Origin of the sequence: Maribellus luteus (genome assembly GCF_003576475.1) — a bacterium.
Lineage (GTDB): Bacteria > Bacteroidota > Bacteroidia > Bacteroidales > Prolixibacteraceae > Draconibacterium > Draconibacterium luteum.
Genome location: NZ_QWGR01000002.1, coordinates 274,232 through 299,999, shown reverse-complemented (window position 1 = coordinate 299,999; position 25,768 = coordinate 274,232). Strand labels below are relative to the sequence as shown.

The window sequence follows — 25,768 nt, the reverse complement described above, 5'->3', positions numbered from 1 at the left end:
CCGCTAACCTTTAGCATGTTCAACCGGTCCAAAAGAATCACAAACAGCGAGACCGCGTCACCCAAACACCGGGATCGTAATAACCTTACTATTACAGCATTCAAACAGAAAAGAAGTTATCGGGAGGATTTGAGATAGTCGGCTGCTATCTCCAGTTCTTTGTACCACTCTTCACCATATTTCTTGATAAGTGGCTCTTTTAGAAATTTATAAAGCGGAAGTTTTTGGGAAGCACCACATTGGCGCCCAGGCTTACATATCCTGAGTTGCTGATAATTCACCGCGTCAAAGTCCCTGTATTCTGTTATCCGAATCGGGAACAGGTGACAGGAAATTGGCTTGCGAAACTTTATTTTACCCTCAAAGTATGCTTTTTCGACAGCACATTGCAGAATGCCATTGTCGTTGTAAAAAGAGTAAACACATTGCCGGTTGTTAACCAGCGGAGTCACAAGGTCTCCATCGCTGTCAATAACCGAATAGCCTTGTTTCTCAACCTCTTTTTTATGTTTCTGGGGAAGATATTCTTCAAACAGGGGGTAATCCTTTTCAATCTGAATGGCCTCTTCATCGGTGAGCGGAGCTCCTGAATCACCTTCAATACAACATGCACCTTTGCATTTTAATACATCGCACAGGAAATGTTCCTCAATGATGTCATCACTCAACAATGCTCTTCCAACTTCAATCACCATTCTTCTTATTTAGTTCTTAACATTTTCGCCATTCCCACGAAAGAGAGCCCCCAACTCCCAAGGTTCAGATTTCTGCTTCGCAGGAATGACGAACTATTTTTATCGGAAATACTATTTCACAATCAGGTTCTTTCCGGTCATGTCGGCAGGAACTTCCAGTCCCATATCGGCCAACAAAGTCGGAGCCACATCGGCCAGCACACCATCCAGCAGCTTAATACCTTGTTTTTCGGTTACAAAAACACAAGGAACCGGATTCAACGAGTGAGCTGTGTTTTCAGATCCATCCGCATTAACTGCATTGTCAGCATTACCGTGGTCGGCAATCACCATTATATCGTAACCGCCTTTTTGTGCAGCTGTTACCACATCTTTCAAACATCCGTCCACAGCTACAATTGCCTTATAAATCGCCTCATAAACCCCGGTATGTCCAACCATATCGCCATTGGCAAAATTCAGACAAACAAAGTCAGCTTCTCCCTTTTCCAGTTTTGGGACAATCGCATCGCGAACGCCCGGAGCTGACATTTCCGGTTGGAGATCGTAGGTCGGCACTTTGGGCGATTGAACCAGAATTCGGCTCTCTCCTTCGAATTCTGCTTCGCGGCCACCGCTAAAGAAGAACGTTACGTGCGCATATTTCTCTGTTTCAGCAATCCTGATCTGTTTCAATCCTGCCTTTGCCACAACTTCTCCCATGGTGTTCTGCACATTGTCTTTGTCGAAAATCACGTTAATACCTTCGAAGTCGGCTTTGTAATTGGTCATCGTATACCATTGTAGATCCATGGTATGCATGCCAAATTCCGGCAAATCTTTTTGAGTGAAAGCAATGGTTGTCTGACGCAAACGGTCGGTACGGAAATTAAAGCAAATTACCACATCACCTTCTTCAACTTTTGCCAAGGGCTCTCCGGCTTCGTCCACCATTACGATTGGCTTCATAAATTCGTCAGTCACACCATTGTCGTACGACTTTTGAATGCTTGCCAATACATCAGTTGATTTTTCGCCTTTGCCTTCGGTATAAAGATCGTACGCTAGTTTCAAACGGTCATAATTATTGTCGCGGTCCATTCCGTAGTAACGACCAATCAACGACGCGAATTTACCAACGGTTCCTTCAAGCGCTTTTAAATCGGCTTCAACAAAACCATATCCTGAACGCGGGTCAGTATCACGACCGTCCATTAATCCGTGTACAAAAACATCGTCCAATCCCATGTCGGTGGCAATCTGACAAAGCGCTACCATGTGAGAGCTCAGTGCGTGAACTCCACCAGGGCCAACCAGCCCAATCAGGTGAACTTTTTTATTATTGTCTTTGGCATAATTGTATGCTTTCAGAATCTGCGGATGCTGCCACAACGATTTGTCGCGGATTGCCTTTGTAATTTTCACCATATCCTGGTAAAGAATCCGGCCGGCACCAATATTAAGGTGTCCAACTTCAGAGTTTCCCATTTGTCCATCGGGCAAACCCACATATTCGCCGCAAGCCATTAATTTTGAATGCGGATATTTTTCCATCAGCGAATCCATAAAAGGTGTCGGAGCCGTTGCTACGATATCATTTTTTGAACCATCACCGATTCCCCATCCATCGAGAATCACCAGCAAAGTTTTCTGAATTTCAGCCATTTTATTCTGTTTTTATAGTTATCAAATTTTGAACGGACAAAAGTATCCTTTTTTAACTCATTACTGAAATAACAATCATCTTGTACTGATTGATTTAACAATCTTTTGGGATTCCGTCTCCGTTAAAGAATTTTTAACACAACCGATTCTTTTTCAAGGCAATCTGCTTTGCTCTTCCGCGTTTATACCTGCACAGCACTTTCGAAATTCAGACAGTATTCAAATGGCAATTGACAGCTAATGCTTAAATTAGTTGCTGCAAAACCGTTTTTTTTAATGCGAAAAACTAAAATTGAAATACCCATTATCCTCATCACAGTGGTGATGCTGGCGCTGATTGTGCTTTCCGGGAATATGGTTTACAAGAGTCTCTCTGAAATTGTGGACTCGTGGCTAAGCGAAGCCCGGCCCGACTATAAGCTAATTATGGTAAAAGACCTGCATGCCAACCTGGGTGACGTCGAGAATTCGGTAAAACTTTATTCGCTCAGTAAAAGCAAAACATACCTTGAAACTTATTACGAGCTAAACAACACAATCGACGATAAACTGAGCGAGCTGCAACACTATGCCATTTCCGACACTGCTGCGCGCGGATCAGTCGATTCGCTTCTGGTTCTCTCCCGCCAAAAACTACTGATTTGGAAAAACATACTGAACCTCCACCTTTCGAAAGAGGACGAACACGAAACCTTTACCCAGTATTTCGACAAGCTGGATACCATGGAAGTGGCAAAAGACACGATCCATTTTCAGGAGGCTAAAAAAGTAGGCTTTTTTAAACGCCTGCTGGGAAAGAAGCCCGAACCTCCGCAACCGATTATTGTCGACAGAACGGTTGAGCAGCAATCGATGCGCGACGAAATTGCCGAACTGGAAAAAGAAATAGCCGCGCGAAACAAGGCATTAACGGCTCGCGAGACTGCGCTGATGCAAAAAAACCTGGAGATCAACAATGCGCTGGCAGGAGTCATTTCAAAGCTCGAACGGCAAGAACAACAGAGCCTGCTCCTGAAAACACAGCAAGCCGATTTGCTGGCCTCCCAAACCTACAAACGACTCACTCTTTTTGCGCTCACGGTTCTTTTGCTCATGTTCCTGACGCTGGCCCTGTTCTTCAGAGACCTGCGCAAATCAAGATCGTACCAAAAGGCTCTCCAGGAAGCCAAAAACCACGCAGAGCAGCTGGCGCGCACCAAGGAACTTTTTGTGGCTACCGTCAGTCACGAAATGAGGACTCCGATCAACGCTATTTATGGCTTATCGGAACAACTTTTACTGCGAAAACCCGATGATAAAAACAGAAAAGACCTGGAGGTGATCCATAAATCAACGCGGCATTTAATCGACTTGGTCAACGACACCTTTGATTTCACCCGGATCGAAAACCAGCGAATTCAACTTCAGCCTGTCGATTTCTATTTGGACGACCTGCTGGAAAAAATTGAATTATTCAACCGAGAAGCAGCCAACGCCAAAGGCATTCAACTGTCGCTTGACAAAGGGAATACAGCAGACCTGGTTATTTACAACGATGAAACCCGTCTCAAACAGATCCTCAGCAACCTGGTTACCAATGCCATCAAATTTACCGACAAAGGTTCGGTCGTTTTAAAAGCTTCTCTTGCCAGCGAGGGAAATAAAGAATGGCTCAGGTTTGAAGTAACCGATACGGGAATCGGAATTTCGGAAGAAAACCGGGAAAGAATATTCGACGACTTTGTTCAGTTGGATACGGATGCCAATAAAAAAGCCGGGGGCACTGGATTGGGTCTTTACATCGTGAAAAAACTGGTGGCGCTTCTCGACGGAACTATTTCATTAAAAAGCCAGCCCGGAGTTGGCACTACGTTTACGGTCGCCATCCCCTACCGAAAAGGAAATCCGGCCAATATCGTTCAGACCAGCGAAAGCTTTCCGGCACCGGAACAGCTAAAAGGAGGAAAGGTGCTGATTGTGGACGACGAGGAGTTCAACCGCCACCTGCTAAAAAATATTTTGGGGAAATGGGAAATAGAATTCGACGAAGCGGAAAACGGACAGCAAGCGGTTGAAATGGCCGTCAAAACTTCGTACCGTTTAATAATGATGGACATCCGCATGCCGGTTCTGAATGGCATTGAGGCCGCTGGATTATTAAAAGAAAAAGGAATTACAACAAAAGTCATCGCCCTGTCGGCCAATAAAAGCCAGCCAGGCCTGGTCCAAATATTTGATGCTTTTCTGGAAAAACCTTTTAAAGAAGCCGATCTTTACGCGATTATCACCCAAACCCTGGCAAACAGCGCAGTGATTCATCCGAAAAAGAAAGAGGAAGAGCAATCGTTTCAGCCCGATATTGAAGAGCTAATGAACATGGCCAATGGAGACAAAGTATTCCTGAAAGAAATGATCCGGATATTTATGAATTCCAGCCAAAGCAACCTCAAAAAAATCAAAGACGGTATAGACCAGCAAAAATGGCAAACGGTGGCCGACCTGGCGCACAAAATGGCTGCGCCGGTAAAACACATGAACATCATGCCCGTTTACAACACCGTAAAAACCTTGCAGCAACTGGCTGAATCTTCTGCCGGAAAGCCGCAGATTGAAGCCCAGTTTGCCCGGCTCGGAAACGAAATCAACATTCTGAATACACACCTGCAAAACCTACTGGAGAATAATTTTACAGATTGATGCCAACTTTTCGTTGTGCAGTGCGGGATATTGGATAATTTTGTTCTGCACAACAATGCCAGATACCTTTTGAACGATATGGAATCAAAAACATTCAAAATATTTGTAGTAGAAGACGACGAGTGGTACAACCGCTTGCTGGTTCACAATTTATCGCTGAACCCCGACTATGAGATCCAGTCGTTTGCAGATGGGAAAAGCTGTTTGGCACAACTACACCAGCAACCCGATGTGATTACACTCGACTACCGCCTGCCCGATATGAAAGGCCTGGAAGTGCTCAAACAGGTAAAAGAAAGGGACGAGGATATTCAGGTAATCCTGATCTCGGAACAGGAAGACATTGAGGTAGTGGTAGACCTGCTGAAACACGGCGCTTATGATTACATCGTAAAATCGAAAGACATTCGGGAAAGACTTCTCAACACGGTCAGTAACATACGGAAGGAGTTCAAATTAAAAGACGAAATAAAAACGCTTCGCAAGGAAGTCCGTCAAAAATACAGCTACCAGAATACAATTGTAGGGAACAGTCCGGCCACCCAAAAAATATTCGATTTAATTGAAAAAGCCACCCGCACCAATGTAACGGTTTCGGTAACCGGCGAAACAGGCACGGGCAAAGAACTGGTGGCAAAGGCCATTCACTACAACTCGCAACGGGCCAAAAAACCTTTTGTGGCGGTAAACATGGCTGCCATCCCGAAAGATTTGGTGGAAAGCGAATTGTTCGGACACGAAAAAGGCGCCTTTACCGGAGCAGCTGCCCGCCGTATCGGAAAATTTGAGGAAGCCAACGGCGGCACCTTGTTTCTCGATGAAATTGCCGAAATGGAAATTTCGCTGCAGGCAAAGTTACTCAGGGCCTTGCAGGAAAAAGAGATCATACGTGTTGGCAGCAACCAAACGGTTAAAATTGATTGCCGCATTATTATGGCTACCAACAAAAACCTGCTGGAAGAAGTAAAAAAGGGAACCTTCCGGCAAGATCTTTACTATCGTTTGTACGGACTTCCGATTGATCTTCCGCCGCTGCGCGACCGTGGCAACGATGTAATATTGCTCGCTAAAAACTTTATTGCCACCTTTTGCAAGGAAAATAAGCTGGAGCCCAAAACGCTGGGGGCTTCTGCTTCGCGCAAACTGTTATCGTACCCCTTCCCGGGGAATGTGCGCGAATTGAAATCGGTTATTGAACTGGCCGCCACCCTCGCCGACGGCAGCGAGATACTTGCCGAACACCTTATGATGGATGATTCGGCAAGCCTGGAAAGCCTTTACTCGGAAGGCATGACCCTGCGCGAATACAACCTCTGCCTGGTAAAAAAACTAATGGAACAGTACGACAACAAACCCAAAATAGTAGCCGACAAACTGGGTGTTGGCGTTGCCACCATTTACCGCATGCTGAAAGAGGAAGAATAAACCCGGTTTTTATCATTTTGATAATCGGCTATCAATGTGATAGAAAACAAACCTGCCGCACTTTTCTCAATCTACTGATTTCCTATCGTTTACAAAGCGGCCTCTACTCTGGCACAACACTTGGCTATATAGGAGCATATCAATCAATTCAAAACGATAGGAGATTAAGTCATGGAAAAAATGAAAAAATCACAAATAGCAGGCCTACTACTGGTGGCGGCTATGCTGGCAGTTGCCATTTATACAGGGGTATCCATTTACCAAAAAAAGAGCCAGGAGATCAACACTCTTCAAGCCGACAAACAAAGTATGAATAGCGAACTTCAGGAACGCGACTCGATGGTAAACGAGCTGATGACTGCGTTTAATGAAATCGAGGACAACCTGAAATTCATCAAAGAGAAACGCCAGCAACTTTCGCTGGAAACAGAACGTGAAGGCGGGCGCGATCAGAAGCAAGTAATTGTTGACGACATTAAAATGATGAACGAAATGCTTGAAAAAAGCAGCGAACACATTGCCCAGCTGGAAAAGAAACTCAAAAAATCGGGTATTGAACTAAGTTCATTCAAAAAGAAAATTGCTGCCCTCAACCAGAGCATCGAAGACCAGAACAACGAGATTGCCCACCTTCAGCAGCAACTGCAGGAAAAAAACATTTTGCTGGCCAACATGAGCGAGCAAATGAATGTAATGGAAAGCGAACTCACCAAAAAAGCCGATACCCTGCAAATAAAGGAACAGGTGATTGAAGAGCAGATCGGCGAACTGAACAAAGCACACATTGCCTACGGAACTTACAAAGAACTCAGAGACAAAGGCGTGCTTACCAAAGATGGTGGCTTCCTGGGCATCGGAAAACACACGGCAATTCAGGAAAATTTTGCGGATGATTATTTCACCGAGTTGAATATCCAGGATACAAAAACCATCCCGCTGTTTTCGCACAAAGCAAAGGTAATTTCAGAACATCCGGATAGTTCTTACTCTTTCGTAGAGGAAGACGGAATGATCGCTTACCTGCAGATCGACAACCCCGATGAGTTCTGGAAAATATCGAAATACGCCGTAATTGAAGTAAAATAAAATAGGTTTGCAAGAAGTTGAGGGAATGCAACAGAGGTTGCACCCTTCAACTTCACTTTTACAAACTTGTTATATATACAGCCAGCAACAATGGGCTGAAAACAGGAAAACAACACATTTGTTATAAACTATAATTAAAAAGCAGAACCCATGAAGAGAATTGGATTAGTGTTAAGTACGTTTGTTTTAGGGATTATTTTAATGGTTGCGTGTAACGATGATGACACAAGCGGCATTGAGGCCGGCAAAGGAAAAGTGAACATCTATCTGACCGACGCTCCCTTCCCGGTTGACCTGATTGCTGAAACATACGTAACCATTGACAAAGTAGAAATCAGGAAACAGGAAACTGATTCAAGCGGATCAGATTTTATTGTCCTGACCGAGGAACCCATGGAAATTGATCTGCTGACGCTTTCAAACGGAGTGACCGAAATACTGGCCTCTGTTGATTTGGAAGCCGGAACCTACGACCAGATCAGGATGCACGTGAGTGAGTCGAAAGTGGTGATGAAAGATGCAACCGAATTCGATCTGAAGGTTCCCAGCGGATCTTCCAGCGGGTTAAAGATCAAGATTGAACCGGCCCTTGAAATCAGTGGCGGAGAAACAGCCGACGTGCTGCTCGACTTCGATGTGAGCAAATCGTTTGTTGTTAAAGGAAACTGGCAGGGCGGACACATCAACGGCTTTAACTTTAAGCCCGTAGTACGTTGTGTAATGTTAGGCAAAGCCGGCCGTATTGAAGGTACAGTAAGCGATACAGCCAGTGTAGCCCTCGAAAATGCTTCTGTAAAAGTATGGATGCCCCTTGAAGGCATGGAAACAGATAGTTTGATTACGTCTTCGTTTAGCGACGAGGCCGGTAAGTACAAAATCATCGGACTCTTGTCAGGCACGTATTACCTCACCACCGAGTTGGAAGGCTACCAAACAGATACGGTCTGGAATGTGGGAGTTACCGAAGGAAATGCGACGGTGGTAGATATTCAACTTAATCCTGTACAATAAACCAGGTTCATTTACGAATGAGGCATTGTCATGTTGCTCACAAACAATTGTGATAATGACTTGAGGTTTAATGCTCGGCAGTCCGTTAGTGAACGGACTGCCTTTTTTATGGGCCAGCGCAGAACAAACAAGACGCCTTCATTCACCAAACAGTAAGACAAGAAAAAGAAGAGCCAAAGTACCCCCGAATTAAGGAAATTCGACACATTGCACTACTGCCGACAAATAAGATCCGATCAAAAAACAGCCCGGTTGTTTGCCAGAAAATATTTTTACCTTTACCTCCGCCGAACCTAATTTATCATGGAGAAAGCTGTCAGCATTTCAATAAAAATAGGAGGGATTGAAGAACGAATACTGGTAGAACGAATGCAACAGGGAGACACCACTGCATTTGAACTTTTATTCAAATACTATTATCCCGGACTGGTTGTTTTTGCATCGAATATTGTAATCAATAAAGACGAAGCGGAAGAACTTGTTCAGGACTTTTTTGTACGTCTCTGGGAAAACCGGCATTCCTTAAAATCAGACAATCCACTAAAAAACTACCTTTTCACATCGGTTAAAAACCGCTCCATCAACTTCTTAAAAAGTGTGCAGGTAAAAAAGAACGTTATTGAAGAACTTAAACGGCAAATGGAGTCGGAGATGCGATACAACCCCGATATTTACACCGACACAGAACTTCAGCAAAAACTTAAACTGGCCTTTACCAAACTTCCTCCCCGAACTGCTGAAATTTTTACCCTTAGCCGTTTCAAAGGTTTATCGAACGACGAAATTGCACTTTCTCTTGAACTGTCAAAACGTACAGTGGAGACTCAAATTTCCAATGCATTGAAGATCCTGAGAAAAGAGCTTCAAAATTACCTTACCCTGCTCCTGTTTTTCTGACATTCAAAAAAAAATACATACCCGACTACGTGTTTTTCTTTGCTCGATTGTATTAAAGACAACAAAAGGGAGATAACAGATATTTATCAGCGGAGGAAAATTGAAGAAAGAATCATTACACAAGGACGAACAGCTTTCACAATACCTGGCATTTAACCGGGAAATTTCGAAGGAGGAGAAAGAAATGCAGGCCGCAGTGATGGCTGGCATGACAGATGACATTGACGTGGATTTTGCCTTTAAAAAGGTAATGATCCGCACCCGAAAAAAAGACAAGGTCAAACAGTTGGTTCAACAGCTAACCAAAGTCGCGGCAGTTCTTGCCATACCCTTGCTTATTTATTCAGCCTGGAGCATACAAAAACAGCTCTCTAAAACCGAGGTAAAACAAGAGTTTGCAGAACAGCAATTTAACAGCCCGGTGGGAATGCGATCGCATGTAATACTTCCTGACGGGACAAAAGTATGGCTCAATGCCGAGAGTTTGCTCAGATACGAAGTTCCGTTTGTTCAGCAAAACAGGAAGATATACCTTGAAGGAGAAGCATTTCTGGATGTGGCCTCGAACAAAAACTCACCTTTCATCGTAACTGCTGCCAATACAAGTATTGAAGTAACCGGAACACGGTTTAATGTAAAAGCCTACCCCGAAGAAGAGGTGGTGGCTGTGGCCCTGCAGGAAGGCTCGGTTAAATTCAGTGCGGTGGATCAGGCAAACCAATCGAATACGGTTGAAATGAAGCCCGGCGATCACTACGAGGTAGAAAAAAATTCAAAGAATTTAAAAGCAATACCGGGCAACATCGACGCTCAAATATCGTGGCACAAAAACATCCTTGTGCTGGACGATACGCCACTCGAAGAAGTGGCCACATTACTCGAACGCTGGTACGGTGTTAAAGTGATCATCACAAACGACGAGTTAAAGAAATACAAATTCAGTACAACATTCGAAAACGAACCGTTGAACCGGGTACTGGAACTTCTGCAGTTAAGTTCACCAGCCATTAAAATAATCTACAAGCCCGGGAAAATGAACAAGGTTGAGGGCGAAAAAAATTATTCCACAGTAATAATATCCAAAAACAAAGAGCTTATGTGAAAATATTTTTCAAAGAAAAAGAGGAAGTGCTCCAACACTCCCTCCGCGCTTAATACCAAGTAATTGGTCTGGTAATTAAACTAATAAAAAAACATTCAAAGGTATGAAAAATTTTGTCAAACCCTTGTGGTTGCTGACGAGGCGCCATAAGAAAAAACTTATGATTATGCGCAATGCATTATTATTGATTCTTCTCTCTGCTTTCCAGGTAGTTGCCTCAAGCAGCTATTCTCAAACCAAGAAGCTTAGCGTTAGTTTCGAACAAGCTACGGTGAGGCAGGTTCTGGCAGCAGTAGAAAAGCAAAGCGAATTCTATTTTCTGTACAACAGTGAGCTAATTGATGTTGACAAAAAAGTAAGCGTTTCCGTAGAAAACGCCACCATTGACAACATCCTCAACCAGTTGTTCGACAAGAACGACGTAGGCGTACTGATCAATGACAAATACATTATTTTAACGCCCAAAACTGCCTCAACACCCGACCAGAAATCGGTGACCGGAAAAGTTACTGACTCCAAGGGAGAACCGCTTGTGGGAGTTACGGTTGTGGTGAAAGGAACGACACACGGAACCATTACCAATTTCGACGGAAGCTATACCATCAGCGATTTATCAGCCGATGCCGTTTTGGTTTTCTCTTTTATAGGAATGGAAACCGCGGAAGAACAGGTTGGCAACCAAACCAACATTAATGTTACGCTTGTTTCGGAAGCCATTGGTTTGGAAGAAGTAGTAGTTACCGCTTTGGGCATAAAGAGGGAACAAAAAGCGCTGGGTTATTCGGTTCAGGCTGTTAAAGGTGAAGATTTACAAAGAGTACAAGGAACAGATGTTGCGACATCTCTTACCGGTAAGGTTGCCGGTGTATTAATCGAAAACCCGACAGACTTTAACACTACTCCTAAAATCAGCATTTTGGGAGAAACTCCGCTAATCGTAATTGATGGGATTGCGTACGCCAATAAAACCTTAAACGATATTTCTTCTGAAGACATAGAATCGTTAAACGTACTTAAAGGGCCTACCGCTTCTGCTTTATATGGTTTTAGGGGAAGAGCCGGTGCGATTTTAATCACCACTAAAAATGGGAGTAGCAGCAACACTGGTATTAGTGTAGACCTGTCAACCAATACGATGTTTACGGCCGGATATTTAGCCATTCCTGAAAAACAAAGTGTTTACGGCCGTGGTGAAAACAATACTTATCAACAAACGAAAGACCAGTCCTGGGGTGGTGCAATGGACGGATCCACTCAAACACAATGGGATCCTATCGCAAAAGAATACAGGGATTATGCATATTTACCGGTAGGAAAAGACAACTTCAAAAACTTTCTGGAACAAGGCTATATCACAAATAACAATGTAAATGTTGCTTTTAACCAAAAAGGCATTGCACTTAGGAGTTCGTTAAACTGGACGCAAAACAAAGGCCGCTATCCAAATGCGAAAGTGGATAAATATACTTACACCTTAGGGGGGGATATCAATTTGGAGAAGTTCCGCTTAACATCCAATTTATCGTATACCAGAAGGCACACTCCCAATATGGGCTCAAATGGCTATACTTCCTATGATCCAATGTACACCTTACTGGTAAATAGCTCGGCTGATTTTGATGTACGCGACTATAAGGATTATTGGTTAAACCCAGGTGTGCTCCAAAACAACCATTTTGGTTACGATTTAGAGAATGATTCATATAGTGGGAAAAACCAAAACAACCCTTATTACGACAGATATGAAAGACTAAATGAAGTGACCCGTGATATTTTTAATGCCGACTTAACTGTAAGTTATGATGTGACAAACTGGCTAAGGGCTACCTTGCGTTCTGGTCTGGATTTCTATGGAGATGTTGGACAATTGAGCTTGTCGCAAGGTTCCTATACTTCACTCGGAGATACGGGGATTCCGTATTTCACCTATAGATCCGGATTAACATTTAACGGATCACGAACAGGGGCTTACCTGGTAGGGAAAACATCCGGAATGAGTTCTAACAGTGATCTGCTATTAACCGGCATCAAGAAATTTGTTGATGATAAACTTGAAGTAGAATATCTTGCAGGAGGAACTATTTTCTATCAAAAAGACGAAAATATTAATGCTTGTACGGTAGGCGGCATTTCCGTTCCGGGCTTTTTCTCATTAGCTGCATCGGTTAATCCGGCTACGGTTGCAGAAGAAAGAAGATCACAGCAAGTTAATTCAGCATACGGACGTATAGCTCTGTCATGGAATAAATTAGTTTATGTGGATGTGACAGGCCGTAACGACTGGAGTTCTACTTTAGCGGGACCTGGTGTTGATAAATCAAGCAGGTCGTATTTTTATCCTTCGGTTTCCGGTAGTTTTATTGTTTCAGAATTAATAGGTGAATCATCAAAAGAATGGTTGGACCTTTTCAAAATAAGAGGTTCGTGGACACAGGCAAAAGATCCGGCAGGCATTTATGCCATTAACAGTGTATATACCTCAGTATCCAGTATTTGGAATGATGTAAGTGGGACTTATGCTCCGGATGTACTTTATGACCTTGCCAATATTCTTCCATCTGCTACTGATACCTATGAAGCAGGAGCACAGGGTATTTTCTTTAATAAGCGACTGACGGCTGATGTTTCTTATTTTAACCGCCGAAATTATGACGCGCTAACAAAAGGTCCATTGACCTCTGCTTCGGGATATAACTCAATGTATATCAACACCGAAGAAGAGACGAAAAGAAAAGGTTGGATTGTGGCCTTAACAGGAACTCCGGTTGAAACTGCTAACCTGCGCTGGGACATGGGGCTTAACTGGTCAACTTATAAAGAAGTTTATTCCAAATTAGATCCTGTTTACTCGGCCAACAAACCATGGGTAAAAGTCGGCGAACGAACTGATGCCTATACTATCAGGACATATCAAACAGTTCCATCCGGAGAATATGCAGGACAGCGTATCTATAAATCAGGTCTGTTACAAAGAGAAAACTTTAATTCAGTTATCGGGTATAAAAGCCCAGATTGGATTTGGGGATTTAACACAAGCTTACAGTATAAAAACTGGAGTCTGTATGCATCGTTTGATGGAGTTGTTGGAGGGATGATGTCTTCAACTACAGAAGCATATATGTGGATACAGGGAGTTCATCCTGAGTCTGTAACTCCCGAAAGGGCGTTGGATGTGGCTACTCCCGGATCTAAAAACTATCTTGCAAGTGGTGTTATGGTAGTTTCCGGCACCTATACAACAGATAGTAACACCGGAGAAATCATTGAAGATAGCCGGGTTTTTGCTCCAAACGATGTGTTTGTGACCTACAAAGATTACATCCGTTCGTTGCACGGAGGTACAGCCTGGGGTGGCACAGGATACGAAGAAGACATTTTAGACAGAACCTTTTTAAAGCTTCGTGAAGTATCACTTACGTATACATTCCCAAAACAAATGCTGGCCAAAATAGGCCCGGTTAAAGGCGCATCCATAAGCTTTATAGGACAAAATGTATTGTTCTGGGCGAAGGAATTCAGGTATTCCGACCCCGATGGTGGTAATGAAAACTTTGCGGATCCATCTTCAAGGTATATTGGAGCTAATATTAAACTTTCATTTTAATAATTAGAACTATGAAAAATCTAAAATATCTTTTAATAATTATAATTTTCCTTTATACAGCAGCGTGCAGTAATTTTGAGGAAATTAATACGAATCCGGACAAATCGACATCTGCTACGCCGGATATGCTCGCATCCTATACCCTGATGAAGACATTTAAGCTATCGAACAATAGCCCTGATGTCTATACTCAAATCACTTTGTTTGATCATCACGTAACCAAGCTAACCTCTACGCCAGACCCAGGTCAGTATTATTGGGCCTACTGGATATACGGAAGCTTTGGTAATTTTAAATACCTAACCGATCTCAACGATATGGTTCAGTTTGCCGAAGGCAGTGTAGCAGAATCTTCCTATAAGGGCCTGGCATTGTTTTTAAAAGCGTGGTATGGATTTAATGCAACATTGAGTATGGGAGATATTCCTTATTCCGATGCCGGCAAGGCAAAAGAAGGTATCACTCAACCTGTTTATGACAAACAGGCCGATGTATTTGCGCAAATTCTTGACGATCTGAAGCAAGCAGAATCCTTTTTTGCTCAAGGCCTTGATTTTAAAGGTGACATAATGTATGACGGAGATGCCGGCAAATGGCAAAAACTCTGTAATGCCTTACAGCTAAAAGTGATTCAAACCATCAGCAAAAAAGCAACTGCTGAACAAAAAGCCCGATTTGCGGCCATTGTAAATTCAGGGAATTTAATGACCAGTTATGATGATGATTTAAAATTGGTATACACCGAAAACACCAATGCAACTTATCCTTTTTATAATGGAAATAATCAGAGGCTGGACCAAGCTCCTTCAACAATTTCAGTAGATGCCCTCAAAAAGAACAATGATTATCGATTATTTTATTTTGCAGAACCGGCAGCTCAAATGTTGGAAACCTACACTGCAACTGACTTTGAAGCTTATGTAGGAGCTCCTTATGAAATGGATGCAAACACATTGTCAATCAATAATGATGCGGGTATGTATTCAATATTGAATCAGCGCTATGTGAAATTTAGAGACAACGATCCGTTGCTATATTTTACTTACGCTGAACAATGTTTCATTATAGCCGAAGCCATAGAAGAAGGCTGGGTGAGCGGCAACGCAAAAGATTATTACGAGAAAGGAGTGAAAGCTCAATTATCTTACTACATGAATCTCCCTCACACGGAAGGCTTCGTACACGGAATGGAAATCACACAAGATTATATTGATAACTATTTCACAGGTGAGGCTGCATATAAAACCGGAGGGAGTAAAACAAATCGCTTGCAACAGATCTGGATACAACGTTGGCTGATTGATTTTTTCCAACCCAACAGCAGCTATTACTATCAGTTTCTACGTACTGGCTATCCGGAATATATTTTAAATCCTGTAACCTGTTTAAATCAAGACAATCCAAATGAGTTCCCAAAACGTTGGTATTACCCAAACAATGAGGTAACCACCAATCCTGAGAACTATCAGAAAGCCATTGATGAACAATTTGGAGGTATTGACAACACGATGCAGGTTCCCTGGTACCTGAAATAACGCTTTTAGTTAGATTACAAATAGTCTTGTTTAGTTTGAAAGGAATGGGAAATGTTCCCATTCCTTTCCTTTCACTGCCAATTAGGATAAAGCTATGGGATTCCAGATTGACAGCCGGACAAATTTCCGGCTTTAGGGAGGACAGCTATTTCTTCGCGCATATCAAATTTGGCGCGCAACGAAAGACACTTAAAAGGCTTGAAGAACCTAACCAATGCAGGGTTCCATTCAAAAACGCATCGGGACAAAACAAAATCTTACAGTAACACCATTAAAAACATAGATAGATGACACAAATAAAAAGTTTGCTTTTACTTCCATTGATTGCCTTGTTCTTCATCCAATGCGGAAGCAGCAAAAAGCAAAAAGCCGATACCATCACGGTAGATCAGAACACCTGGGAGTTGGTTTGGTCTGACGAGTTTGATACCGACGGACTTCCCGATACCAGCAAGTGGAACTACGACACCCGCGGAAATACCTATGGATGGGGCAACAATGAAAAACAATGGTACACGGTGGCTGATCCTGACAATGCTTACATCCGTGACGGGATTTTAACCATCACCGCCATCAAGGAACCAACTGAAAACAAAGACTACAGCTCGGCCCGCCTGACGACCAAAAACAAAGGCGACTGGCAATATTGCAAAGTGGAAGTGAGAGCCCAAATGCCCACCGGCAAAGGAACCTGGCCCGCTATCTGGATGCTTTCTACCCACAACTCTTACGGCAACTGGCCCAAAAGCGGCGAAATCGACATTATGGAACACGTGGGTTACGATCCCGACACAGTGCATTCAACCGTTCATACCGAATTTTTCAACCACACCATTGGTACACAAGTGGGAAAAGAAATCTACCAACCAACCGCGACTACTGATTTTCATGTGTACTCAATGGAATGGGATGCCAACGAAATCAGAAGCTATGTTGACGGACAACAATACTTTAGCTTCAAAAACAATGGAGAAGGTCCCGGAGCATGGCCTTTCGACCAGCCCTTTCACCTGATTCTGAACCTTGCCGTTGGAGGTGGCTGGGGAGGAAAACACGGCATCGACGATTCGCTGTTTCCGCATCAGTACCACATTGATTATGTACGGATTTACCAAAAAGAGCTTACCGGAAAATGAAAACCTTTGTTGAGAAGACCTGGATAATATTCCTTACTGCCGCAGTGTTTTGCGCCTGCTCTCCTTCGGGAAAAAAAAGTCCTGAAATACTTGTACAGAACACTGTTGCTGACACCAACGTAATTCTCCCACCGGCATGGGCATTTGGCCTGGTATATGGCGCTTACACCAACCAGGAACAGTCGATCGAACTGATCAACAAGATCATCGAACATGACTATCCGATCGATGCTTTCTGGATCGATTCTTGGTTCTGGGACTGGCAAAACCAGGGACAGGGCCCCAAGAAGTACATGGATTTTGTAGCCGACACCATCTCCTATCCCGACATGAAAGGCATGTGGGACTACATGCAGGAACAAAATATCAAAGCCGGCATATGGATGTGGGATGCCATTATGCAAACCGGAAACGAAGCCGAATACGAAGATTTCAAATCAAAAGGATTTTTTAAGGCTGAAAAAATACGCACCGATGGCTGGCACAACGGATTACGCACGACCATTATTGGCGACAACAGCCAGAAAGTAAGGGGAACCTGGTGCGGCGACATCGATTTTACCAATCCAGAAGCCACAGCTTACTTTCAGCAAAAAGTAAAACACTTTTTTGATAAGGGGGCCGATTTTATCAAGCTCGATAAAACCGATGCCATTCCGGTTTGCAAAGCTATGTTTGAGACGACCCAAAAACTTGGAAAAGAAAGCCGGGGCCGTGGTTTTATTCTCTCGCACAGCCACGGGGTGGAAACCGAAGAATTCAAACGCTATCCCGGAAAATGGACCGATGATACCCGCTCCGACTGGACGGTTGAAGATCCGAAGCACGAATTTTCGCCCTGGTTGCCACGGGTTGCCTTTAAAGAGAACCTGGCCATGTACACCGATACTTCCCGCCATTTCCACCAAATTCCGTTTTTATCGAACGACCTTGGAGGCTTTGCGGTTGGACTCGATGGCCAGATTGACGAAGAACTGTACATTCGCTGGGTTGAGTTCGCGCATTTTGTGCCGCTTACAACTCCTTTTTCGCAACCCGAAAACCCAAGCGGCAACATTGCTTTCAATATCTCGGAACGTGCCGATTCGGTTTTCCGGTTTTATTCGCACCTGAAAATGCAGTTGTTCCCTTACATTTACTCGTATGCACACCTGGCCCGCCTGGAAGGGGTGAACATCATCCGCCCTACCCGCCTGTACGAATATTTGTTTGGCAACGAATTACTGGTAGCACCGGTTTACGAACAAGGTGCGCGTACCCGCGAAGTGTATCTTCCGGCCGGAGCGAAATGGACCCATTACTGGAGCCGCCAAACTTTTGAAGGCGGACAAAGCGTGGCGGTGGAAGCACCCCCCGGACAAATTCCCTTGTTTGTAAAACAGGGGGCTATTGTTCCGAAACGCGCCTATGCCCGTTCAATTGAAGCCGGAACCAATGACTGGCTTGAACTCGACATTTTTACCGGCGACAACGGAACATTCAGGCTGGTGGAAGACGATGGCGCAAGCAACGATTACCTGGAGGGAATGTTGGCACAAACAACGCTGTCGTACACCGAAAGCGACAAAAAAGCGACTCTTACCATTCACCCGGTGGAAGGCAGCTTCTCGGGAATGAACCAACTGCGAAGCTGGCGGATCGTTCTGCACGGCGCCGGCAATGTAAACCGGATTCAATACAAAGGAAAATCCATCGATTTTACGGTGTGTTCCTCTTCGGTTCAATTTGAATTGCCGGAACAGAACAAACACGAAACAATCGAGATCAATATTTCGAAGGACAGATAAGATAGCCCAACGGGAAAGCGCTACAGACAAGCGGCTTTCCCGGCTATCTTTTATTCCTGTTCTTTCATTCCAAGCTCCAGGCCCAGCTGTGTCATAAAACCCAACTCGTCCATAATTTCCCATTCTTCCATAATTTTCCCCTCTGCCAGGCGAAAAATGGTAAACACACTTACGCTGATCTGCTTCCCTGTTGGCGGCAGTCCGTCGAGTTCGCCTGTATGGGTTCCGCTTAAGCTTATGTAGCTGGTCACCCAATCTCCTTCGGCTATTAGCTTGTTAATTTCCACATGTGTGGCGGATATGGCTGCGAGGTAAGTGCCGTACACCTGTTTGTATTCTTCCATGCCGTTCATTTGCATCGAAGTGCCGTGGTACATCACATCTGCAGACAGACATTCACCCAGGATTTCGGGCCGCCGGTCGTTCCATTTGCCTTCCCAATAGCGCTGAACAAGCATCTTGTTCTGCTCCTCCACCTTTTGCCGGGCTTTTAATGCCTCCAGTTCGGTTTCGTCTGTTTTATGATGACAGGAAGTAGCTGCCACTAAAACACATGCCAGGATCATAAAAACGATTTTTTTCATGACAGTTAATTTTTGGTTGCAGCATACAAGTTACGAAACAACTACCTGGCAAACAACCAAGTAGACACTGCACCACAAGCAATCTTCAGCACGATTGGCTTACTGTTCTGAAGATGGAAGATGCTTCTCCGGACTTTTCAGCACGCATCTTCCCATTACTGGCCCTGTGGTTCCGATTTTATTTCCGACGAAATGATTTCTGCCGGGAAAGCTTTTTTCCACTGGCAGTTCCAGCGAAGCCAAAACCTTTGCCAGCAGTTGAAATAGGTTTTCCGGTAATGTTTCACCCTTTCCTTTTCGATTTGCTTGCGGGTTGGATGGGCAGGCTCCATTTTATTTTTATGATCACAGAACTCACGCACCCGATCAAACGACCGTTCCCAGTCTTCCTTCTCAAACATTACGGCTTCCGGGGCATCTACCTTTTTCTCATCACCCAAAATATTATCCTGAAGAATCTGGTGCATGGTTTTGATCCACTCGATTTTGATATCGACGGGCACATAATGGTTGCGGATGTAAAAAAGCTGTTTGTGAAACAAGCCCAGCATATCGCGCTTGATGGTTGCCGGGGGATTCCCCTCCTGAATCTGCCGCATGTAACAGCGAAATTCTTTGGAGCAACTCTCGATGGTGGAAAGGTACTGAGTCTTTTTACTCACCGAATAAGAAACAACGGCAAACAAAGCGGCAATAGCCATTATCACACTGGCTACGGCAGTTAAAAACGGCCACAAGTGGCTGTTTCTGCACAAAAAATCGGCCTGTACGGCTACGGTTACAAAATTCATGGTTTTTCTTTTTAGATGGGTTGATTGTTTTTTGAAAATAACGGGCTGAGTTTATCTCCCGCTGTGGTATTTATGAGTGTTCACACTCTCTTGTTGAACTTACATATTGCCTTATTGAAGATTTAGATTGCTCATTCGAACATTCATAATGCTTTTTTGAACTTTTATACTGCAATATTGAACATGCATATTGTCTTTTCGAACATTTATGTTTCTTTATTGACCATCAAGAATGCTCTTTCGAAGCTAAAGACAGGTCTTTTGAATTTATAGGATGCTCTGTTGAAAGTTTATGGAGCTCTAATGGAGAGTCAACCCGGCTGTTTGCACAACCGGGTTTATCTGTTGCAGTTAAATCTTCTGTTTTGTAAAACGCAGCTTGCCTATTTGTTTGTACTGCGGGCTCGATGCACCAAACACTGCCATTACATAACTTTTCACGGTTAGCGCTATGTCGCACAGGCCGCTTACGGGCGTGTACAACACTTCGTCGCGGGCAATGCGGGCGTTGCTTAGCGGAACGCTGGCATTGATCACTGCCGCATTCTTTGCTTTCAGGTCTTCGCCCTGCGCGGTAAGGGTGGCCACCTGCAGTTCTTCTTCGTTGGGGGCATACTGCGGAATGGCGGCCAGCAGCTGGATAAAGCGGCCGAAGTTTTCTTCGCGGCTGTCGTAGCTCATTTGCGAACTCGACACAGTTCTGACTTCCGCAACGGGTTCTTCTCCCCCATCGGCGGGCACTGTTTTGGGTTTGGCCGAAGCCCGGGCTCCTTTAATCTTACGCGCTACGGTTAACACGCTGTCGTACACTTCGGGGGTAACGCCCGAAGCTTTCAGGAAGCTCATTACCCGTGTAACCAGCTTGCTTAAGGGAGCAAAAGCCACCTCGCGGGCGGCAACGGCGGCATTGTACGGCGCCTGTGCGGTATACACCGCATCGAGCAGGGTGCCGGCACTGGCGGCAAGGGTCTGCAACTGTGGCAGGGCAAGGGCCTCGTTCGATGGGTTGTAGGCACTTCCGTAGCCGTTTACGAACGAAATTAAATCGTTGAAGGTTGCCACGTTAATAGCGTGGCCTGATTCTGTTTTACTGGGCATAACACTTAAATTTTAAGTTAATAAATGGATGTCAGGGCGGCTAAAAACCATCTGCAGGAAACGGATTCGCGTGCCGAAGGTTCAATAGCACTAACCAAAGTTGAAGTTACGGCAGTAATTTCTGTAATGCAATGTTTTACAGCAGGTAAGAGAGGAAAGGCAGAGGGCGAAGGGCGAAGGGCGAAGGGCAGAGAGCAGGGAGCAGAGAGCAGAGGGCAGAGAGCAGAGGGCAAAGGGCAGAGAGCAGAGAGCAGGGAGCCAAGGGCGGAAAGAGCGATGAAGCATGACCGGGGCTGAAGCCCGGAGGCGGTCCGGGTGCATTAACCCCAGGCTTAAGCCTGGGGTTAGTGCGTATTCCTGTGAACGGGCTTTAGCCCATAACTGAAAGCGGTTAAAAACAGCATTAGGAAATACCTCAACATACCGCTTCATTTCAAATGAAAACACACTTATTATCCCCCTGGCAGGACAATGCTTATTCAATAAAAAGTTAAGATGATAGAATCCGGAAAAAAGAAAAGAGGGGAAAGCTATGGACGCTTTTTGAAGATGATTGATAATTTACAAACCCCTAAACACAAAACCAATCATAAATACAGAAGTCGCTTTCCCCCTATTTTTTATCTCTTTTTTATCATGGACGGGAAGAGTAAAGCAAGTAACAGGCCAAAAATCCTTAGTCACTGTTTTTCAACGAAGTAAATATTTTGTTAAGCATTTGCCTTTCTCTATGTGGGAAAAATTTGCCAAAACGGAACCGAAAAGACTCCTTTTTGCCTGCCGGATGTGTCCCTCAAACAAGTTACCCGGGAGGCAAAACAAGCCGGGCTTCTGCCCCATTTTAATCGAGGGTAATGGCGGTCATTTCATTTTGAAGAAGGGCCGTCATGGCGGCGGCAAGCACCAGTTTTGTATCCTCATCGAGGCCCTTGTGCAGCCAAACAATGCTTTTGTTCATGCCCAGCACTCCCGCGCCCAGGTACTGAATGGCCGAGAGCGTTTGTTCGCCTTCGCGAAACTGGTAACCCCGTGCCGGGAGCATTTGCCGGTGTTCCCCCTCCTTTTCCGAAGTAGCCGAAACAATCAGGATCTTTCGCTGCCCGTTGGTAAGCACAGCGCCACCGGGTTCGTCCGATTCAGTGCCCGCCGACTTTTTCATAAACAAGAGCCAAAGGTGGGTGGTGTCGTTGTTCAGGATAATGGATGCCGAGAAATTATGCTGCGCCAGTTGCAGTTCGTCGTCGCCCAGGTAAAACCCCGAAAAAAGCTCCAGACTGTTTTTGAGTTGCACCTTTACATCGGTTGCGGCATTAACACGGGCGGTGTTCGACTTGCCGTCATCGAGGGTAAACGAGAACTTGTTGCGGGTGGTGCTTTCTTCGCGCGTGCCCCAGAAATTTGACTTCCCGCGGGTGGTGGTCCAGCCGTTTTTGCTTTCGGTTACCGCGTACCCGCCAAATTTGTATTTGGCAACTTTCCCCATGCTTTGTACGCCGATCTTAACTTTCAACGGCTCCGAGTTATCGGCCAGGTCTTGATCGATCACCACGTTTTTCTGGGCCGAAGCCCCGAGAACAATCATTGCCAGCATGAACAGTAAAATGGTTTTCATAGCTACCTCCTTTTAAAAGTGTTGCCTGCTTTCGGGAGATAAAAGTTACGGCGAAAAAACGGTTTTTGCCTTCGGCGCTAACTTCTTTGCGGGGCCGCACCCGCGTCATTCTAAAAAGAAAGGCCGGTATTCCAACAAGGGAAGCCCGGCCTTTTGCACTGTTTGCTGTTTAATTATTTCTCTTCTTTCTGCTTCTGTTCTACTTCTACGTTTACTTTTACTTCGTCGCCTTCGCGGGTTTTGCGAATCACGATCTTTTTACCGTCTTTTTCAATCACTTTCACGTCTTCGCTCATTTCTTCCACGTGAATTTGTTTGCCGTCTTCAATGATCTCCACTTTGCCATCGTCGCCTGCAATTACCTGAATGGTTTTGGCTTTGTGCGGCAGTCCGCTGTGCATCATCACCGGCGCCCCGGGAATCACGATCTCCTCGTGCACTTCCATTGCTTCGCCCGATGGTTTCTCACGGATGATGGTGATCTTTTCGCGGCCGTCTTTTAGTTCTTTTTTCTCAAACGAAATAATTCCGGGATCGCTCAGATCGATCACATTTCCGTTGGCACCGCTGCGCATCATCATCATTTTAGGCCCTGCAAAAGGAGCGCCCATCAGGTTGTTACTACCTTTACTGGTCCATTCCATAAGCTCCCGGTCGTCGCCCGAAGCAATCATTTTCACCTTGTACTGCCGGGCAGAGTCCTCATCACAGAAGAATGAAATTATTTTGGAACCCGAAAGATCGCCTGCCTTGCTTATAAATATCTTATGAATGGAATCGGTATCAAAGTCGAAGTCAAAATCCATGTCGGAGTCGAACATAAACTTTCCTTCTTTGGCCATCCACTGCATTTCCTTGTCGTGGCCGATGGTATCGCCGTTCCACACAAAAACTTCCCCGGCATTTAGTACCGTATCCAGTTCGGTTTTATTTCCCTTGTTGTCGATTTTCGTGAGTTGAATGTGTTTTTTCCCGCGGGGCGGGTCCTGTGGCATTTCCCCGATCGAAACAGCCGAGGTCAATAAAACTGTCAGTACCAAAATTCCGCTTGCCGATAAAATGTTCTTCATGTTGTTATTTTTTGAATTGTTTTCCTGCAAACAAAGATAGATGGAAGGCTGCCTGCCAATCAGTTAAAGCCAGGTTAAACTCTGTTAAGGAAAAGTTAAAACCGGTTTTTGCCCTGCTCAAATAACTATATTTGAAACATGAACAAAAAATTATTTACCGGACTGATTGTGTTGATGGGGATTTCCATTTTGGGGATTATTGCCGTTCAGCTGGTTTGGATGAACCAGGCCGTCAGGGTAAAAAATGAAATGTTTGGGCGCAGTGTGAACGAAGCACTGATCCGCACGGTAAACCGACTGGAGGACGTCCAGAACCTGGGCATTGTAAACGAAATGATATTTTCGGACGACTCGGTATTTCGCATGCCGTCCCACGCTACCACTCTCAATATGGATTTTGATGTGGACACCGAGTTTGAGTGGAAAAGCCAACCCGAATCGTTAAAAGTAGTTACCCGCCCTCCACCCCGGCCTTCCGGGAAACCGGTTCAGATCATCCGGCAGGTAAGTCCCGACAAAAAGAACGCGCTGATTGAAATAAAAACGAAAAGCGACTCGACCCAAAGCACGCAAACATTTTCGTACAACGTAAGCACTTCGTCGTCAACCAGCAACCATGTGGTAATTGCCGGGAACAACACCCGTTCGAATGCCACGGTGTTTGTGAGGCAGGACACCCTTTTCACCGATATGGATTCGCTGTATACGATCAGTACCCTAAAAATCGACTCGCTGCTTACCGACCTGGATACCTTTAAGATACTGCGCCCCGATCTTTCGCAGCGTATTCATTTTAAAGCCGGCAGCCTGAAAAAACTGGCCAACCGGATGGTGACAGAAGTGTCGACATGGGATGTGCGGAAAATTGACGCGCAGCTGGTTTCCGAAACCCTCAAAAAAGAACTGGAAGAAAGCAGTATTCCGCTTGATTTTGAGTTTGCAATCCTCCGCGACAGCAATGCTGAGTTTCCCCTTGGGGTGAGCGACTCGGTAGCGGTGGTTCATTCGGGCTTCCAGGCAGAACTTTACCCCAACGATATTTTCCAGAAGAACCTGAAACTGGCGGTTAGCTTCCCCGGGAAAAGCGGGTTTATTTACCGCTCGCTCAACTGGCTGCTGGTGGCTTCGTTCCTGTTCTCGTTGTTTATCCTGACCACGTTTGCACTCAGTATCTTCTACATTTTACGGCAAAAGAAGATTTCGGAAATGAAGTCGGATTTTATCAATAACATGACCCACGAATTTAAAACACCGATTGCCACCATTTCGGTAGCCACCGACTCGATCACCAACGAGAAAGTGCTGGGCGACACGGAACGCATCCGGTATTTTGCGGGCATGATCAAAAAGGAAAACAACCGGATGAACCGGCAGGTGGAAGATATACTGACCATTGCCCGGCTCGACCGGAAAGACTTTGAATTTAACTGGGAAGCGATTGATGTGCACGAACTGATCAAAGACGCGGTGCAGGGAATTATTCTGCAAGTGGAAAAGCGGGGCGGCAAAATCGACCTCGACCTGCAGGCCCCCAACCCGATGATCACCACCGACCGGAATCATTGCACCAACGTGGTGTACAACCTCATCGACAATGCCAATAAATACTCGGCCGATGTGCCGGAAATAAAAGTGCGGACACGTAACCAGCACAACGGCGTTCTGGTTTCGGTAGAGGACAAAGGGATTGGGATGAGCAAAACGGTGCAATCGAAAATATTTGAACGCTTTTACCGGCAAACCAGTGGCAATATTCACAACGTAAAAGGTTTTGGACTGGGACTCAGCTATGTAAAAGCTGTACTGGAGGCCAACCGCGGAAACATCAGCGTACAGAGCGAACCCGGGAAAGGAAGCAAATTTGATGTATTTTTACCTTTTGTGAGGGAGTAAGGGACCACCGCCTGCAGGAGGAGAAATTGACCCGGCAAAATTAAACCGGCAAATAGATTCCGGAGCTGACAACAAAAATAAAAATTGAAGATGTTACTAAAGCATATAAAATAAGGTTCTCG

The 25,768-nt window shown here is 44.8% G+C and carries 18 protein-coding genes; 11 read left to right on the top strand and 7 right to left on the bottom strand.

All coding sequences use genetic code 11. The features are described 5' to 3' along the window. Positions 1-116 precede the first annotated feature (116 nt). Positions 117-695 carry a DUF3109 family protein gene (locus tag D1614_RS04035; protein WP_241558076.1) on the bottom strand — a complete coding sequence of 193 codons (579 nt, stop codon included), beginning with the start codon at positions 693-695 and terminating at the stop codon, positions 117-119. Between the two features lie 111 nt (positions 696-806). After that, the gene (gene gpmI / locus D1614_RS04030; protein WP_119436609.1) at positions 807-2,339 is read right to left on the bottom strand and encodes a 2,3-bisphosphoglycerate-independent phosphoglycerate mutase; all 1,533 of its coding nucleotides are present in this window, start codon (positions 2,337-2,339) and stop codon (positions 807-809) included. Positions 2,340-2,615: 276 nt separating this feature from the next. Between gpmI and D1614_RS04025 the strand changes: the two genes are divergently transcribed. The 10 genes from D1614_RS04025 (at position 2,616) to D1614_RS03975 (ending at position 18,598) form a co-directional block, all read left to right on the top strand. Continuing rightward, positions 2,616-5,015 (top strand): hybrid sensor histidine kinase/response regulator, encoded by a 2,400-nt coding sequence (locus tag D1614_RS04025; RefSeq protein WP_162304406.1) that lies wholly within the window; start codon positions 2,616-2,618, stop codon positions 5,013-5,015. Positions 5,016-5,093: 78 nt separating this feature from the next. After that, entirely contained in the window at positions 5,094-6,440 is a 1,347-nt protein-coding gene (locus D1614_RS04020; protein WP_119436911.1) for a sigma-54-dependent transcriptional regulator, read from the top strand. Between the two features lie 180 nt (positions 6,441-6,620). Continuing rightward, complete coding sequence (locus D1614_RS04015) at positions 6,621-7,526, top strand: Cbp1 family collagen-binding glycoprotein adhesin (RefSeq protein ID WP_147384012.1); 906 nt, start codon at positions 6,621-6,623, stop codon at positions 7,524-7,526. 150 nt (positions 7,527-7,676) lie between these two features. Further along, complete coding sequence (locus tag D1614_RS04010; protein ID WP_119436606.1) at positions 7,677-8,537, top strand: DUF4382 domain-containing protein; 861 nt, start codon at positions 7,677-7,679, stop codon at positions 8,535-8,537. Positions 8,538-8,840: 303 nt separating this feature from the next. Beyond that, positions 8,841-9,434: an RNA polymerase sigma-70 factor gene (locus tag D1614_RS04005; protein WP_119436605.1), complete on the top strand. Its 594-nt coding sequence runs from the start codon at positions 8,841-8,843 to the stop codon at positions 9,432-9,434. A 100-nt stretch (positions 9,435-9,534) separates the two neighbouring features. After that, positions 9,535-10,536 (top strand): FecR family protein, encoded by a 1,002-nt coding sequence (locus D1614_RS04000; protein WP_119436604.1) that lies wholly within the window; start codon positions 9,535-9,537, stop codon positions 10,534-10,536. 166 nt (positions 10,537-10,702) lie between these two features. Next, positions 10,703-14,140 (top strand): SusC/RagA family TonB-linked outer membrane protein, encoded by a 3,438-nt coding sequence (locus tag D1614_RS03995; protein WP_162304405.1) that lies wholly within the window; start codon positions 10,703-10,705, stop codon positions 14,138-14,140. Between the two features lie 11 nt (positions 14,141-14,151). Then, positions 14,152-15,675, top strand: a complete 1,524-nt coding sequence (locus D1614_RS03990; protein ID WP_119436602.1) for a SusD/RagB family nutrient-binding outer membrane lipoprotein — start codon at positions 14,152-14,154, stop codon at positions 15,673-15,675. A gap of 287 nt (positions 15,676-15,962) precedes the next feature. Beyond that, entirely contained in the window at positions 15,963-16,811 is an 849-nt protein-coding gene (locus tag D1614_RS03980) for a glycoside hydrolase family 16 protein (RefSeq protein WP_119436600.1), read from the top strand. Continuing rightward, the gene (locus tag D1614_RS03975) at positions 16,808-18,598 is read left to right on the top strand and encodes a glycoside hydrolase family 31 protein (RefSeq protein ID WP_119436599.1); all 1,791 of its coding nucleotides are present in this window, start codon (positions 16,808-16,810) and stop codon (positions 18,596-18,598) included. The genes D1614_RS03980 and D1614_RS03975 overlap by 4 nt, the downstream gene beginning before the upstream one ends. A gap of 50 nt (positions 18,599-18,648) precedes the next feature. Here D1614_RS03975 and D1614_RS03970 read toward each other — a convergent pair whose 3' ends face one another. The 5 genes from D1614_RS03970 to D1614_RS03945 all read right to left on the bottom strand — a co-directional run bounded on the left by D1614_RS03970 (position 18,649) and on the right by D1614_RS03945 (position 23,753). Beyond that, on the bottom strand, positions 18,649-19,182 hold the full coding sequence (locus D1614_RS03970) for an ester cyclase (protein WP_119436598.1): 534 nt from the start codon (positions 19,180-19,182) through the stop codon (positions 18,649-18,651). A 155-nt stretch (positions 19,183-19,337) separates the two neighbouring features. Continuing rightward, entirely contained in the window at positions 19,338-19,973 is a 636-nt protein-coding gene (locus D1614_RS03965; protein WP_119436597.1) for a hypothetical protein, read from the bottom strand. Positions 19,974-20,324: 351 nt separating this feature from the next. After that, complete coding sequence (locus D1614_RS03960; RefSeq protein WP_119436596.1) at positions 20,325-21,071, bottom strand: hypothetical protein; 747 nt, start codon at positions 21,069-21,071, stop codon at positions 20,325-20,327. Between the two features lie 841 nt (positions 21,072-21,912). Then, complete coding sequence (locus D1614_RS03950; protein WP_119436594.1) at positions 21,913-22,683, bottom strand: hypothetical protein; 771 nt, start codon at positions 22,681-22,683, stop codon at positions 21,913-21,915. 173 nt (positions 22,684-22,856) lie between these two features. Continuing rightward, positions 22,857-23,753, bottom strand: coding sequence for a hypothetical protein (locus D1614_RS03945; protein WP_147384009.1), 897 nt, complete (start codon positions 23,751-23,753; stop codon positions 22,857-22,859). Positions 23,754-23,891: 138 nt separating this feature from the next. Between D1614_RS03945 and D1614_RS03940 the strand changes: the two genes are divergently transcribed. Then, a complete protein-coding gene (locus tag D1614_RS03940; protein ID WP_119436592.1) occupies positions 23,892-25,646 on the top strand; it encodes a sensor histidine kinase in 1,755 nt (584 codons plus the stop codon). The last annotated feature ends 122 nt before the right edge of the window (positions 25,647-25,768 follow it).

Excerpts from the sequence above, each read along its gene's own strand:
- D1614_RS04035 (WP_241558076.1), bottom strand. The coding sequence starts at position 695 with ATGGTGATTGAAGTTGGAAGAGCATTGTTGAGTGATGACATCATTGAG.
- gpmI (WP_119436609.1), bottom strand. The coding sequence starts at position 2,339 with ATGGCTGAAATTCAGAAAACTTTGCTGGTGATTCTCGATGGATGGGGA.
- D1614_RS04025 (WP_162304406.1), top strand. The coding sequence starts at position 2,616 with ATGCGAAAAACTAAAATTGAAATACCCATTATCCTCATCACAGTGGTG.
- D1614_RS04020 (WP_119436911.1), top strand. The coding sequence starts at position 5,094 with ATGGAATCAAAAACATTCAAAATATTTGTAGTAGAAGACGACGAGTGG.
- D1614_RS04015 (WP_147384012.1), top strand. The coding sequence starts at position 6,621 with ATGAAAAAATCACAAATAGCAGGCCTACTACTGGTGGCGGCTATGCTG.
- D1614_RS04010 (WP_119436606.1), top strand. The coding sequence starts at position 7,677 with ATGAAGAGAATTGGATTAGTGTTAAGTACGTTTGTTTTAGGGATTATT.
- D1614_RS04005 (WP_119436605.1), top strand. The coding sequence starts at position 8,841 with ATGGAGAAAGCTGTCAGCATTTCAATAAAAATAGGAGGGATTGAAGAA.
- D1614_RS03995 (WP_162304405.1), top strand. The coding sequence starts at position 10,703 with ATGCGCAATGCATTATTATTGATTCTTCTCTCTGCTTTCCAGGTAGTT.
- D1614_RS03990 (WP_119436602.1), top strand. The coding sequence starts at position 14,152 with ATGAAAAATCTAAAATATCTTTTAATAATTATAATTTTCCTTTATACA.
- D1614_RS03980 (WP_119436600.1), top strand. The coding sequence starts at position 15,963 with ATGACACAAATAAAAAGTTTGCTTTTACTTCCATTGATTGCCTTGTTC.
- D1614_RS03975 (WP_119436599.1), top strand. The coding sequence starts at position 16,808 with ATGAAAACCTTTGTTGAGAAGACCTGGATAATATTCCTTACTGCCGCA.
- D1614_RS03970 (WP_119436598.1), bottom strand. The coding sequence starts at position 19,182 with ATGAAAAAAATCGTTTTTATGATCCTGGCATGTGTTTTAGTGGCAGCT.
- D1614_RS03965 (WP_119436597.1), bottom strand. The coding sequence starts at position 19,973 with ATGAATTTTGTAACCGTAGCCGTACAGGCCGATTTTTTGTGCAGAAAC.
- D1614_RS03960 (WP_119436596.1), bottom strand. The coding sequence starts at position 21,071 with ATGCCCAGTAAAACAGAATCAGGCCACGCTATTAACGTGGCAACCTTC.
- D1614_RS03950 (WP_119436594.1), bottom strand. The coding sequence starts at position 22,683 with ATGAAAACCATTTTACTGTTCATGCTGGCAATGATTGTTCTCGGGGCT.
- D1614_RS03945 (WP_147384009.1), bottom strand. The coding sequence starts at position 23,753 with ATGAAGAACATTTTATCGGCAAGCGGAATTTTGGTACTGACAGTTTTA.
- D1614_RS03940 (WP_119436592.1), top strand. The coding sequence starts at position 23,892 with ATGAACAAAAAATTATTTACCGGACTGATTGTGTTGATGGGGATTTCC.